Origin of the sequence: Streptomyces sp. SID8374 (assembly GCF_009865135.1) — a bacterium.
In the GTDB taxonomy this organism is placed as follows: Bacteria; Actinomycetota; Actinomycetes; order Streptomycetales; family Streptomycetaceae; genus Streptomyces.
On the sequence record NZ_WWGH01000001.1, the window covers coordinates 4156526 to 4169853 of the forward strand.

The following is a 13328-nucleotide window of genomic DNA, read 5'->3' on the forward strand; positions in this document are numbered from 1 at the left end:
CGCCCCGTGTGTCACTGAACGTCCGTTGCCATTCGGGTGTACTGTCCCGTTTTCGCGGAGTTAGTCACGCATGTCTTCCCCTCACTCCCCTGGGTGATCTGCCGCATACGCATAGTCCGTTCGGACCATTCAAGATTGGGCCCGAAGGGGGTGTTGTGCTGTCCCCACCTTCCGTAACGTCCTCAACTGGCAGCGGTGAATATGCCGCTACCGCCGTGGGGGAGCCTCGATTCGGGAGAGGACGGCGCCGGCATGGGCTGGGTAACCGACTGGAGTGCGCAGGCAGCCTGCCGCACTACCGATCCGGATGAACTGTTCGTACAAGGGGCAGCGCAGAACAGGGCCAAGGCGGTGTGCACCGGATGCCCGGTGCGGACCGAGTGCCTGGCCGACGCGCTGGACAATCGCGTCGAGTTCGGCGTGTGGGGCGGAATGACGGAGCGGGAGCGCCGCGCACTGCTGCGCCGTCGTCCCACCGTCACGTCCTGGCGCCGCCTGCTGGAGACCGCACGCAGTGAGTACGAGCGGTCCACCGGCATGCTGCCCGCGGTGATCGGGCTGGAGGACGACGAACTGCACGAGACGTACGCCGCTGTGGGCTAGGCCCCTGAGGCGGGCCGGGTCGCTCGGGCAGGGAGCTGTGGGGGGCTACGCAGCTCCGGCCGGAGCCGGGTCGGAACCGGACGCCAGGCGGTCGCCGATGGCCCGCAGGCCGTCCAGGTCGTGCACATCGCCGGGCAGTGCGGCCACCTCGGTCACCAGGACCTCGGGGTGCAGCTCGGTGAAGCGGTCGCGTGTGTGCTGTTCGCGTGCGACGACCTGCATGCGTTCGGCGTGCAGGCGCAGCAGATCGGCCGTCAGTTCGTCGATGTCCACAGGGGTTTCGGCGGTGCCGTCCGTCGTGTTCTTCGCATGCGGCTCGTGCTTGTCATCGTGGCTGTGGTCGTGTTCTTCGGCGTTCTTGTGCTGAGTGTGCTCCGGCTCGGGGGAGAGCGGCGGCGCGGTGGCTCCGGGGTGGGTGACCGCCGGGTCGGGGGCCTCCCGGTCACCAAGGCCAGCCTTCCCGGCCCCCTGATCCACAATGCGGGCGTCGTCAAGATTTTCTGCGGCGGCGAGCGCCTGCTCGGCGGAGAGCCTGGCGGCCTCGCTGCCGTGCGCCCGGTTGAGGACGAGACCGGCCAGCGGCATGTCCTCGGCCGCCAGCCGCTCCACGAAGTACGCGGCCTCGCGCAGCGCGTCCCGCTCCGGCGTCGCGACCACGAGGAAGGCCGTACCGGGGGCCTGGAGCAGCTTGTACGTGGCGTCCGCGCGGCTGCGGAAGCCGCCGAACATGGTGTCCATCGCGGCGACGAACGTCTGTACGTCCCGCAGGAACTGACCGCCCAGCAGCTTGCCCAGCGTCCCGGTCATCATCGACATACCGACATTGAGGAACTTCATCCCGGCCCGGCCGCCCACCTTCGCGGGCGCCATCAGCAGCCGGATGAACTTCCCGTCCAGGAACGAGCCGAGCCGCTTCGGCGCGTCCAGGAAGTCCAGCGCGGAGCGTGAGGGCGGGGTGTCGACGATGATCAGGTCCCACTCGTCGCGCGCCCGCAGCTGCCCCAGCTTCTCCATCGCCATGTACTCCTGCGTACCGGCGAAACCGGCCGACAGGGATTGGTAAAAGGGGTTCTCCAGGATCGCGCGGGCCCTCTCCGCGTCCGCGTGCGCCTCCACGGTCTCGTCGAAGGTGCGCTTCATGTCCAGCATCATGGCGTGCAGTTCGCCCTCGCCCGCGATGCCCTCGACCCGGCGCGGGACGTTGTCCAGCTGGTCGATGCCCATGGACTGCGCGAGCCGGCGGGCCGGGTCGATGGTGAGGACGACGGCCTTCCGGCCGCGCTCGGCGGCCCGTACGCCCAGGGCGGCGGCCGTCGTGGTCTTGCCGACGCCGCCGGAGCCGCAGCAGACGACGATCCGGATGCCCGGGTCGTCCAGCAGCGCGTCGGTGTCCAGCCCGGGGGCCGTCCCGAGGTCCGGCTCCGGGGTGTCCGTGGCCTGCGTCATGCGTCCGCCTCTTCCCCTACGCCCTGTTTACGGAGCTCCGTGGCCAGGTCGTGCAGCGCGGCCAGGTCCACCCCGTCGCCGATCAGCGGCAGCTCGGCCGTCGGCAGGCCGAGCCCGGCCAGGACGGCGCGCTGCTCACGCTCCAGGCCGACCCGCTGGGCATGCTCGGCGGCCTGCGCGATCAGAGGCCGTACTAGGGCGGCGGAGCCGGTCACCCCGGCGCGGGTCAGCGTCTTGGCGATCTCCTTGCGGCGGCCGGTCGCGGCGGTCCGCAGTGTCTCCTCGTCGACCAGGTGCGGACGCACCATGTTCACGATGACGCGGCCCACGGGAAGGTCGGCGGCTCGCAGTTCGGCGATGCCGTCCGCGGTCTCCTGGACCGGCATCTCCTCCAGGAGGGTCACCAGGTGGACCGCGGTCTGCGGGGACTTCAGGAGCCGCATCACGGCCTGGGCCTGGTTGTGTATCGGGCCGATCCTGGCCAGCCCCGCCACCTCGTCGTTGACGTTCAGGAAGCGTGTGATGCGGCCGGTCGGCGGGGCGTCCATGATCACGTAGTCGTAGACGAAGCGGCCCTGCTTGTCCTTGCGGCGTACGGCTTCGCACGCCTTGCCGGTCAGCAGGACGTCCCGGACCCCGGGCGCGATGGTGGTGGCGAAGTCGATCGCGCCGAGCTTCTTCAGCGCCCGCCCGGCGCCGCCGAGCTTGTAGAACATCTGGAGGTAGTCGAGGAGCGCCTGCTCGGCGTCGATCGCCAGCGCGTGCACCTCACCGCCGCCGGGCGCGACGGCGATTTTGCGCTCCTCATAGGGGAGCGCGTCGGAATCGAAGAGCTGGGCGATGCCCTGTCTGCCCTCGACCTCGACGAGGAGGGTGCGCCTGCCCTCGGTCGCGAGGGCGAGCGCGAGGGCGGCGGCGACCGTGGTCTTACCGGTACCGCCCTTGCCGCTGACGACCTGGAACCTGCTCACGTATTCGAGCCTAACCAGTCCGGCCCCGGGCTACGCACGGGACCGTACGTGCCAGGCGTTACAGTCAGGCCCATGACCAAGTGGGAATACGCGACCGTGCCCCTTCTCGTGCACGCGACCAAGCAGATTCTGGACACCTGGGGCGAGGACGGCTGGGAGCTGGTCCAGGTCGTTCCCGGCCCGAACAACCCCGAGCAGCTCGTGGCCTACCTGAAGCGGGAGAAGGGCTAGTGGCGGGCGCTGTCGAGGCCCAGCTCGCCGAGCTCGGCCTGACCCTGCCCGCCGTCGTGCCGCCGCTGGCCTCGTACCAGCCGGCCGTGCAGTCCGGGGTGTACGTGTACACCTCGGGCCAGCTGCCGATGGTGGACGGCAAGCTCGCCGTCACCGGCAAGGTCGGCGCCGAGGTGACGCCGGACGAGGCGAAGGAGCTCGCGAAGACCTGCGCGCTCAACGCCCTGGCCGCCGTGAAGTCGGTCGCCGGTGACCTGGACCGGATCAAGCGCGTCGTGAAGGTCGTGGGCTTCGTCGCCTCGGCCACCGACTTCACCGGGCAGCCCGCCGTGATCAACGGTGCGAGCGAGCTGCTGGGCGCGGTCCTGGGCGACAAGGGCGTGCACGCACGCAGCGCCGTGGGCGTCGCCGTGCTGCCGCTGGACGCCCCGGTCGAGGTCGAGGTCCAGGTCGAACTCGTCGACGCCTGAGCCGTAAGCCGTACGCCGTACCAACCATCTCGATGTTCCTCCCGATCCCGTCCGGTCCCCGCGACCGGGCGGGATCGTGTGCGTGAGGGGTGGCATCGGCTGTGTACGGCGCCGGACCGGGTGTGTACGGGGCATGTCGGGGAGCTGTGATGATCACGGAGCCTCTCGAACATCGGCGCGGTTCCGGATAGCCTCCGGCCATGTCCCAAGGTCAGTGGTACCCCCCGGAATGGCCCGACCGGATCCGGGCGCTCGCCGCCGGTGAGCTGACGGCCGTGACACCCCGGCGGGCGGCCACCGTGATGCTGCTCCGCGATCCGGGGCCTCAGGCCGCGACGCCCGGCCCCGTGGTGCACATGCTGCGCCGGCGGACCTCCATGGCGTTCGCCGGAGGCGCGTACGCCTATCCGGGTGGCGGAGTGGATCCGCGCGACGACGACCGGCTGATCGGGTGGGCCGGGCCCTCCCTGGAGCACTGGGCCGTCCGGCTCGGCGTGGCGACGGTCACCGAGGCGCAGGCCATCGTCTGTGCGGCGGTGCGCGAGACCTTCGAGGAGTCGGGTGTCCTGCTGGCCGGTCCGACCGCCGGGACGGTGGTCAGCGATACGACCGGGGCCGAGTGGGAGGCCGACCGTGAGGCGCTGGTCGCCCGCGATCTGTCCTTCGCGGAGTTCCTGGACCGGCGCGGGCTCCTGCTCCGTTCGGACCTGCTGGGCGCCTGGGCGCGCTGGATCACCCCGGAGTTCGAGCCGAGGCGGTACGACACCTGGTTCTTCGTCGCCGCCCTCCCCGAAGGGCAGCGCACCAGGGCCGTCTCCACGGAGGCGGACCGCACGGTGTGGATCGCCCCGGCGGAGGCGGCCCGCCGCTACGACCTGGGCGAGCTGCTGATGATGCCGCCCACCGTGTCGACGCTGCGGGCCCTGACGCCGTTCAGGACGGCCGCCGAGGCGCTCGGGGCGGCGGACGTCCAGGACCTGACTCCCGTACTCGCGCAGGCCCGTCTGGAGGGGGATGAGCTGGTGCTGAGCTGGCCGGGGCACGACGAGTTCACCAAGCACGTACCGACGGCGGGCGGGGAACCCGCGCCCGGCGGGGACGGGGGCGCGGCGTGAGCGACGCAGCCGCCCTGCCGGGACAGCCGCGCGGGACCGTGGCCTCCGGGCCCGCGACCGCCCGTACGGTCAACGTCCTCGCACCGAACCCGTCCGCGATGACACTCGACGGCACGAACACCTGGATCGTCGCCGAGCCCGGCTCCGATCTCGCGGTCGTCATCGACCCGGGGCCCCTCGACGACGGACACCTGAGGGCCGTGATCGACGCGGTGGAGCGGTCGGGGCGTCGCGTGGCCCTTACTTTGCTGACGCACGGCCACCCTGATCACGCGGAGGGCGCCGGGCGGTTCGCCGAGCTGACGCGGACGAAGGTACGGGCCCTGGACCCGGCGCTGCGACTGGGGGACGAGGGCCTCGGGGCGGGCGATGTGATCACCACCGGCGGCCTGGAACTGCGGGTGGTCCCGACGCCGGGCCACACCGCCGACTCGCTCTCGTTCCATCTGCCCGCCGACCGGGCGGTGCTGACCGGCGACACGATCCTGGGCCGCGGTACGACGGTGGTCGCGCACCCGGACGGGCGGCTCGGCGACTACCTGGACACGCTGAGGCGGCTGCGCTCGCTGACGGTGGACGACGGCGTGCACACGGTGCTGCCGGGCCACGGGCCCGTCCTGGAGGACGCCCAGGGGGCCGTGGAGTTCTATCTGGCCCACCGTGCGCACCGGCTGGCCCAGGTCGAGACGGCGGTCGAGGCCGGTCACCGTACGCCGTCGGAGGTGGTGGCCCGGGTCTACGCCGATGTGGACCGCTCCCTGTGGCCGGCCGCCGAGCTGTCGGTACGGGCGCAGCTGGAGTACCTCGCGGGGCACGGGCTCATCTAGCTCGTCCTGAGCGCCCGCGTGAACGTACAGGGAGCCGCGTGAACTGAAGGGCCCTGCGTGAACAGGAAGGCCCCGCGTGAACGGAAGGGCCACGCGTGAACGGGAAGGCCCTGCGTGAACAGGAAGGCCCCGCGTCCGCCGGAGTACGTCCGGTCGGCGCGGGGCCCTTCCGTTCAGCAGGTCACATCACCCGACGGGTCAGCGCGAGCGCTTCGCCAGCCGCTCCACGTCCAGCAGGATGACCGCGCGGGCCTCCAGGCGCAGCCAGCCGCGGCCCGCGAAGTCCGCGAGGGCCTTGTTGACCGTCTCGCGGGAGGCGCCGACCAGCTGGGCCAGCTCCTCCTGGGTGAGGTCGTGCACGACGTGGATGCCTTCCTCCGACTGCACGCCGAAGCGGCGCGACAGGTCCAGGAGGGCGCGGGCGACACGGCCCGGCACATCGGAGAAGACCAGGTCGGACATCTGGTCGTTGGTCTTGCGCAGGCGCCGGGCGACCGCGCGCAGCAGCGCGGTGGCGACCTCGGGCCGGGCGTTGAGCCAGGGCTGAAGGTCGCCGTGGCCGAGGCCGAGGAGCTTGACCTCGGTCAGCGCGGAGGCGGTCGCCGTACGCGGGCCGGGGTCGAAGAGCGAGAGCTCACCGATCAGCTCGCCGGGGCCGAGCACGGCCAGCATGTTCTCGCGCCCGTCGGGCGAGGTGCGGTGGAGCTTCACCTTGCCCTCGGTGACCACGTAAAGGCGGTCACCCTGGTCGCCCTCGTGGAAAAGCGCGTCGCCGCGCGCGAGGGTCACCTCACTCATCGAGGCGCGGAGCTCCGCGGCCTGCTCGTCATCGAGCGCCGCGAAAAGCGGGGCGCGCCGCAGAACGTCGTCCACGAGTTCTCTCCTTGTCGGCCTGTTCAGGGAACCGTGGTCCCCATCATGCCGGACGGTAAAACAGTGCGATCAATCACAAACCAGTTTGACGCACGGGCGTGCCGGTCCCTACGGCAGGGGGCCGATCGGGGGTGGATATGCGGTGACCGGGGCGGTTGTCAGTGGCTGGCTCTAGGCTGGCCGGGTGTCCAGAATGCCGGGGAGTACACGGGCCGAGGGGGCTGATGGGGTGTCGGCGAAGCGTGTTTCCGCTGTGGGCGAACACCCCCCGGTTCGCCCGGAGAGTGCCGCAAATGGCTCCCTGGAGGGACCGGCAAAGCGGTCCGTGAGACGGCCAGGAGGCCCGCAGTGACATCGTCGAAGACCGGAACCGCACCCAAGGCGCCCAAAGCGCCCAAGGCGCCGAAGATCCCCAAGGCCGAGTCGCACCTCGCGCTGGTCCGCCGCGCCCGCCGGATCAACCGGGAGCTCGCCGAGGTCTATCCGTACGCCCATCCCGAGCTGGACTTCCGCAACCCCTTCGAGCTGCTCGTCGCCACGGTCCTCTCCGCCCAGACCACCGACCTGAGGGTCAACCAGACCACCCCCGCGCTCTTCGCCGCCTACCCGACGCCCGAGGACATGGCGGCGGCCGTTCCGGAGGAGATGGAGGAGCTGATCCGGCCGACCGGCTTCTTCCGGGCCAAGACCAAGTCGCTCCTGGGCCTCTCCGCCGCCCTGCGGGACGACTTCGGCGGCGAGGTCCCGGGCCGTCTGGAGGACCTGGTCAAGCTGCCCGGCGTCGGCCGCAAGACCGCCAACGTCGTGCTGGGCAACGCCTTCGGGGTCCCCGGCATCACCGTGGACACGCACTTCGGCCGCTTGGTCCGGCGCTGGAAGTGGACGGACGAGGAGGACCCGGTGAAGGTCGAGGCGGTGATCGCCGACATCTTCCCGAAGAGCGAGTGGACGATGCTGTCGCACCGGGTGATCTTCCACGGCCGCCGCATCTGCCACTCCCGGAAACCGGCCTGCGGCGCCTGCCCCATCGCCCCGCTCTGTCCTTCGTACGGTGAAGGGGAGACCGACCCGGAGAAGGCCAGGAAGCTGCTGAAGTACGAGATGGGCGGCTACCCGGGCCAGCGGCTCAGCCCGCCCGCCGACTTCCCGGGCAAGCCCGCTCCCGCACTGGGAGCCGCATGAGGGGACGCCGCACCGAGCGCCCTCCCGACGAACCACGAAATGGCTCGGAACGAAATGGCCGACGACAGGCGTTGTGAAACCAGGGCAACGAGGGGGGTGCCGATGACGCACACGCACATGCACACGGACACACACGCGGACGCCGACACCCGCCCGGCCGTCGACGTGACCACCACAGGCCTGCCCGCCTGGCTGGACCCCGTGGCCCAGGCCGCCCGCAGCGTCCGCCCGCAGCAGCTCAGCCGCTTCCTGCCGCCCGAGAGCGGGGCGGGCAGGCAGTCCGCCGTCCTGATCCTCTTCGGTGAAGGGGCGCGCGGTCCCGAGCTGCTGCTGATGGAGCGCGCGGGCACCCTGCGCTCGCACCCCGGCCAGCCGTCCTTCCCCGGCGGCTCCCTCGACCCCGACGACGGCGACCAGGCCACCACGGGGCCGCTGCGGGCCGCGTTGCGCGAGGCCGAGGAGGAGACCGGCCTCGACCCCCGGGGCGTCCAGCTCTTCGGCGTGCTGCCCCGGCTCTACATCCCCGTCAGCAGCTTCGTCGTGACGCCCGTCCTCGGCTGGTGGCGTGCGCCCAGCCCGGTCGGAGTGGTCGATCCGGCCGAGACGGCCAGGGTCTTCACCGTTCCCGTGGCGGATCTCACGGACCCGGCCAACCGGGCCACGGCCGTCCACCCGAGCGGCCACAGCGGCCCGGCATTCCTGGTCGAATCGGCCCTGGTCTGGGGTTTCACGGCCGGTGTGATCGACCGGATCCTGCACTACTCGGGCTGGGAACGCCCGTGGGACCGGGCCAGACAGGTGCCGCTCGACTGGCGCACATGACACGCTGGCTGTCCTGCTGCGCTGTACCGGGCCGGGCCCGGACCCCGTCACCCCCGACGGGCCAGGTGACGAAACTGCGAGGCTATTGACGGTGAACGTGCTGGACATCCTGCTGCTGCTCGCCGCCGTGTGGTTCGCGGTCATCGGCTACCGACAGGGTTTCGTCGTCGGCATCCTCTCGGTGACCGGCTTCCTCGGAGGCGGTCTCGTCGCCGTCTACCTGCTGCCGATCATCTGGGACCGGGTGACCGAGGGGGCGGAGGTCTCCACCGCGACCGCCATCGGCGCGGTCGTCGTCGTGATCATCTGCGCCTCGGTCGGCCAGGCCTTCACCACCCACCTGGGCAACAAGCTCCGCAGGTACATCACGTGGTCGCCCGCCCGCGCGCTGGACGCGACCGGCGGCGCCCTGGTCAACGTGGTGGCCATGCTGCTGGTCGCCTGGCTGATCGCCCTGCCGCTGGCCCGTACCTCGCTGCCGACCCTCGGCAAGGAGGTCCGCAACTCCTCGGTCCTGCTCGGGATCTCCCGGGTGATGCCCCAACAGGCGCCGCCGTGGTTCCGGGACTTCTCCTCCGTCCTCGCGCAGAACGGCTTCCCGCAGGTCTTCAGCCCCTTCGCCAACGAGCCGATCACCGAGGTCAAGCCCCCGGACCCGGCGCTGGTGGGCAGCCCGGTCGCCGCCCGCGCCAAGAAGTCCATCGTCAAGGTCGTCGGTACGGCTCCGAGCTGCGGCAAGGTCCTCGAAGGCACCGGCTTCGTCTTCTCCGACCGCCGGGTGATGACCAACGCCCATGTCGTCGGCGGCGTCGAGGAGCCGACCGTCCAGATCGGCGGCGAAGGCCGGCTGTACGACGCGAAGGTGGTCCTCTACGACTGGCAGCGCGACATCGCGGTCCTGGACGTCCCCGACCTCAAGGCCACGCCCCTGGAGTTCACCGGCACGGACGACGACGCGCGGAGCGGCGACAGCGCGATCGTCGCGGGCTTCCCGGAGAACGGCGCGTACGACGTGCGCTCCGCCCGCGTCCGCGCCCGTATCGACGCCAACGGCCCCGACATCTACCAGCGGGGCACCGTCCTGCGCGATGTCTACTCCCTCTACGCGACCGTGCGCCAGGGCAACTCGGGCGGCCCGCTGCTCACCCCGGACGGCAAGGTGTACGGAGTGGTGTTCGCCAAGTCACTCGACGACCCGGACACCGGCTACGCGCTGACGGCCGACGAGATCCGCGAGGACATCGAGATCGGCCGTTCGGCCAACCAGCAGGTCGACAGCCAGGGCTGCGCCCTCTGAGGCGGGTGGAGCCCCGAAGCGGCTGAAGCCCTGAAGCGGGTGAAGCCCTGAAAACCCCCGCCGATCAGCACACAGGCGGATCGGCGGGGGACGGCTTGTCAGGAGAGATCAGCTACGGGGGTGGCGCAGCCGCGCCGAGACCCAGCGGGCCCGGCGGCGGAGGATGCGCGAGATCCCGAGCCGGTGATTCCCGAGCCGGTGATGATGAAGGTCCTGCACATCGTGCACCCGGCCCAGGGGGCCGCCCCCCTCATGAGTGCTCGCACCTGCTGTCGCGGTGGAGCGGCGGTTGCGTGCTTCGTCAGTGAAGTCGTGCGTCCAGCCCATACCCCGACCTCTGCCCGTGACCCAAGGTCGGTAATCGTGCGCGAGTCAGCCAATTGGCTTATGCGGCAGGCAAGTGGCTGTTCGTCGGACAGGTGTGCCCCGGGCGGGTGCTCGGCTACCGGTCGGGCTCAGGATCCTTGAGCCAGTTGATGAGTTCGGTGGAGAAGGCGATCGGATCCTCCTCGTGGGGGAAGTGACCGACACCGTCGAAAAGTCGCCACCGGTAGGGCGCCTCGACATACTCGCCGGACCCCGCCGAACTCCGGGTGCGGACCGCCGGATCGAGTGATCCGTGCAGGTGCAGCGTGGGCACGCGCACGGGCCGCTTCATCCGGCGGTTGAACTGGACCCCGTCCGGACGCGCCATCGACCGGACCATCCAGCGGTACGGCTCGATGGAGCAGTGCGCCGTCGAGGGGATGCTCATGGCCCGCCGGTAGACGGCCAGGGTCTCCTCGTCGGGGAACTCCGGCGTGCGCGGCCCGGCCCACTCCTGGACCAGCCGGCCCACCAGGGCGGCGTCGTCCGCGACGAGCTGACGCTCCGGCAGCCAGGGGCGCTGGAAGCCCCAGATGTACGAACCCGCCCGCGACTGCGCGAAGTCGGACAGCATCGAGGAGCGCCAGCGGCGCGGGTGCGGCATCGACGAGACGGCGAGCCGGCGCACCAGCTTGGGCCGCATCACGGCGGCCGTCCAGGCGAGATAGCCGCCCAGGTCGTGGCCGACCAGCGCCGCGTCCGGCTCGCCGAGGGAGCGGATCACCCCGGTGACGTCGAGGGCCAGGTTGGCGGGGTCGTAACCGCGCGGCGTCCGGTCGCTGCCGCCCACCCCGCGCAGGTCCATCGCGACGGCCCGGAAACCCGCCTCGGCGAGCGCGGGCAGCTGGTGGCGCCAGGTCCACCAGAACTGCGGGAACCCGTGCAGCAGCAGGACCAGCGGCCCCTCGCCCATCTCGGCGATGTGGAACCGTGCCCCGTTGGCCGCCACGTCACGGTGGGTCCAGGGGCCGTCGAGTCGTACGGGGCCTCCGGAGCCGGCCGGGCTCGTCGATGAGCCCGCCGGGCCGGCCGAACCCTGCGGGCTCGCCGACCCCGCCGGGCCGAATGCGCTGGAATCGGGAACCGTCATGTGGACGAGCGTGCCACAGCGGCGGCCTTGTCCTTACCGGGGAGGCTCTCGACGCCCGTACCGGCCGCGAGGCTGGAGCCGGAGCGCTTGAGGATCGCGTCGGCCTCGATGGCCGGGCGCGGGTGCGGCTTCACCTTCTGCAGGACGGCGGCGGTCTGCTTGGCGGAGGCGATGGACTTCTCCGGCGGCTTGACCTTCTTGAACTTCAGCCAGCCGACCAGCCCGAGCAGTGCCGCCAGAAGGACGAATCCGCCGGCCACGATCAGGAACGACCAGGCCAGGCCGAGGCCCAGGTTGTGAATGCCGTACGCGGCGGCGAAGCTCAGCATCGGCATCGTGAACAGGAGCAGCACGCCCGCCACGATGAACGCGACGCTGCCGATCACCCCGCGCTTGACGTCCTGGCGCACCTCCGCCTTCGCCAGGGCGATCTCGTCGTGCACCAGCGCGGACATCTCGGCCGTCGCCGAGGCGACCAGCTGCCCGATGCTGCGGTCCGCGCTGCCCACGTAGTTGCCGGGGTCGCTCATCCCTGACTCCCTCTCCGTCTTCGACACATCCGATGTCAGATCATGCCGGACTGTCCGGCTTGTTGCGCGCTGCCCCCGCCTGTTCGGCGCGACGGCGGTGTTCGGCCGCCTTCTCCTCATGGATCGCGGCCATCCGCTGGTGGTACCCCGGATCGTCCTGTTCATAGACGTCGGGCACCCCGGATCCGTCCTCGTCCCGCTCCTCGGCCTCGTACAGCTCGCGGTGCCTGCGGACCCGGAGCCTGAGCAGTACGCAGGAGAGTACGGCCGCGGTCAGCGATCCCAGCAGTACGGCGGCCTTGATCTCGTTGACCGTGTCCGCGTCGCCGACGAAGGACAGCTCGCCGATGAGCAGCGAGACGGTGAACCCGATACCGGCCAGCGAGGCGACCGCGAAGACATCCGCCCAGGCCAGGTCCTTGTTCAGCTCCGCCTTGGTGAACCGGGCGGTGAGGTAGGTACCGCCGAAGATGCCCACGGTCTTGCCGACGACGAGCCCGAGGAGCACCCCGAGGGTCTCCGGCCGGGTGAAGACACCCGCCAGCGCGTCGCCCCTGAGGGAGACCCCGGCGGCGAACAGGGCGAAGAGCGGTACGGCGACACCCGCCGACAGCGGGCGGACCAGGTGTTCGATGCGCTCACCGGGGGAGTGCTCCTCGCCCTCGCGCCGGGTGCAGCGCAGCATCAGCCCCATGGCGACACCGGCGATCGTGGCGTGGATGCCGCTGTTGTACATCAGGCCCCAGATGACCAGGGCGAGCGGTACGTAGACGTACCAGCCCCGGACGCCGAAGCGCAGGAGCAGGTGGAAGAGCGCCAGGCCGAGGACGGTCCCGCCGAGCGCCAGGAAATTCAGGTCGTCGGTGAAGAACACCGCGATGATCAGGATGGCGAAGAGGTCGTCGACGACGGCGAGCGTGAGCAGGAAGGCCCGCAGGGCGGCGGGCAGCGAGGTGCCGATCACCGCGAGGACGGCGAGCGCGAAGGCGATGTCGGTGGCCGTGGGCACGGCCCAGCCGGCCAGGGAACCGCCGCCCACGACGTTGGTGAGCGTGTAGACGAGCGCGGGCACCGCCATGCCGCACAGGGCCGCCACGATCGGGAGGGCGGCCGCCCGGGGATCGCGGAGCTGGCCCGCGACCAGCTCCCGCTTGAGCTCGGCGCCCACGACGAAGAAGAAGACCGCGAGGAGCCCGTCCGCAGCCCAGTGCGCCACGGAGAGATCCAGGCCGAGCGAGGCCGGGCCGAAGTGGAAGCCGCTGACGTCGGCGTACGAGCCGTCGAAGGTGTTCGCCCAGATCAGGGCGGTGACGGCGGCGGCCAGCAGGATCAGGCCGCCGACGGTCTCGGTGCGGAGCGCGTCGGCCAGATAGGTGCGCTCGGGGAGGGGCAGCCTGCCGAGCAGGGTGCGGCGGGGCGGGGCAGGGGTGGGCGGTGCCACGAGGGGGAACCTCCGGGTGGGGAACGGCATGATGCCATGGCTGATGACCGTGCCGACCAGACTT

15 protein-coding genes are annotated in these 13328 nt (G+C 71.1%); 8 read left to right on the forward strand and 7 right to left on the reverse strand.

Annotation, left to right across the window (positions count from 1 at the left end; translation table 11 throughout):
- The first annotated feature begins 252 nt into the window (after positions 1–252).
- Positions 253–603, forward strand: a complete 351-nt coding sequence (locus GTY67_RS18250; RefSeq protein WP_176727463.1) for a WhiB family transcriptional regulator — start codon at positions 253–255, stop codon at positions 601–603.
- 45 nt (positions 604–648) lie between these two features.
- Here the strand turns inward: GTY67_RS18250 and GTY67_RS18255 are convergent, their stop codons facing one another.
- Entirely contained in the window at positions 649–2049 is a 1401-nt protein-coding gene (locus GTY67_RS18255; RefSeq protein WP_161279362.1) for an ArsA family ATPase, read from the reverse strand.
- Positions 2046–3020, reverse strand: a complete 975-nt coding sequence (locus GTY67_RS18260; RefSeq protein WP_161279363.1) for an ArsA-related P-loop ATPase — start codon at positions 3018–3020, stop codon at positions 2046–2048. The genes GTY67_RS18255 and GTY67_RS18260 overlap by 4 nt, the downstream gene beginning before the upstream one ends.
- A 72-nt stretch (positions 3021–3092) precedes the next feature.
- On the opposite strand from GTY67_RS18260, the gene GTY67_RS18265 reads away from it, so the two are divergent.
- From GTY67_RS18265 to GTY67_RS18280, 4 genes are all read left to right on the forward strand, one after another.
- On the forward strand, positions 3093–3251 hold the full coding sequence (locus GTY67_RS18265) for a DUF4177 domain-containing protein (RefSeq protein WP_019888269.1): 159 nt from the start codon (positions 3093–3095) through the stop codon (positions 3249–3251).
- Positions 3251–3721 (forward strand): RidA family protein, encoded by a 471-nt coding sequence (locus GTY67_RS18270; protein ID WP_161279364.1) that lies wholly within the window; start codon positions 3251–3253, stop codon positions 3719–3721. The genes GTY67_RS18265 and GTY67_RS18270 overlap by 1 nt, the downstream gene beginning before the upstream one ends.
- Positions 3722–3921: 200 nt before the next feature.
- On the forward strand, positions 3922–4836 hold the full coding sequence (locus GTY67_RS18275) for an NUDIX hydrolase (RefSeq protein ID WP_161279365.1): 915 nt from the start codon (positions 3922–3924) through the stop codon (positions 4834–4836).
- A complete protein-coding gene (locus GTY67_RS18280) occupies positions 4833–5663 on the forward strand; it encodes an MBL fold metallo-hydrolase (RefSeq protein ID WP_161279366.1) in 831 nt (276 codons plus the stop codon). The genes GTY67_RS18275 and GTY67_RS18280 overlap by 4 nt, the downstream gene beginning before the upstream one ends.
- 198 nt (positions 5664–5861) lie before the next feature.
- Here GTY67_RS18280 and GTY67_RS18285 read toward each other — a convergent pair whose 3' ends face one another.
- Positions 5862–6536 carry a Crp/Fnr family transcriptional regulator gene (locus tag GTY67_RS18285; protein ID WP_003967450.1) on the reverse strand — a complete coding sequence of 225 codons (675 nt, stop codon included), beginning with the start codon at positions 6534–6536 and terminating at the stop codon, positions 5862–5864.
- A 408-nt stretch (positions 6537–6944) separates the two neighbouring features.
- Between GTY67_RS18285 and nth the strand changes: the two genes are divergently transcribed.
- From nth to GTY67_RS18300, 3 genes are all read left to right on the forward strand, one after another.
- Entirely contained in the window at positions 6945–7718 is a 774-nt protein-coding gene (gene nth, locus GTY67_RS18290; RefSeq protein ID WP_256062266.1) for an endonuclease III, read from the forward strand.
- 102 nt (positions 7719–7820) lie between these two features.
- Positions 7821–8540, forward strand: coding sequence for a CoA pyrophosphatase (locus GTY67_RS18295; protein WP_161279367.1), 720 nt, complete (start codon positions 7821–7823; stop codon positions 8538–8540).
- A 91-nt stretch (positions 8541–8631) separates the two neighbouring features.
- A complete protein-coding gene (locus tag GTY67_RS18300) occupies positions 8632–9837 on the forward strand; it encodes a MarP family serine protease (protein WP_161279368.1) in 1206 nt (401 codons plus the stop codon).
- A gap of 108 nt (positions 9838–9945) precedes the next feature.
- Here GTY67_RS18300 and GTY67_RS35030 read toward each other — a convergent pair whose 3' ends face one another.
- From GTY67_RS35030 to nhaA, 4 genes are all read right to left on the reverse strand, one after another.
- On the reverse strand, positions 9946–10164 hold the full coding sequence (locus GTY67_RS35030) for a hypothetical protein (RefSeq protein ID WP_073874567.1): 219 nt from the start codon (positions 10162–10164) through the stop codon (positions 9946–9948).
- Between the two features lie 115 nt (positions 10165–10279).
- Positions 10280–11293: an alpha/beta hydrolase gene (locus GTY67_RS18310; protein WP_161279369.1), complete on the reverse strand. Its 1014-nt coding sequence runs from the start codon at positions 11291–11293 to the stop codon at positions 10280–10282.
- Positions 11290–11823, reverse strand: coding sequence for a phage holin family protein (locus GTY67_RS18315; RefSeq protein WP_093690189.1), 534 nt, complete (start codon positions 11821–11823; stop codon positions 11290–11292). Before GTY67_RS18315 ends, GTY67_RS18310 begins: the two co-directional genes overlap by 4 nt.
- A gap of 40 nt (positions 11824–11863) precedes the next feature.
- Positions 11864–13294 carry a Na+/H+ antiporter NhaA gene (gene nhaA, locus GTY67_RS18320; RefSeq protein WP_202461486.1) on the reverse strand — a complete coding sequence of 477 codons (1431 nt, stop codon included), beginning with the start codon at positions 13292–13294 and terminating at the stop codon, positions 11864–11866.
- Positions 13295–13328 lie beyond the last annotated feature (34 nt).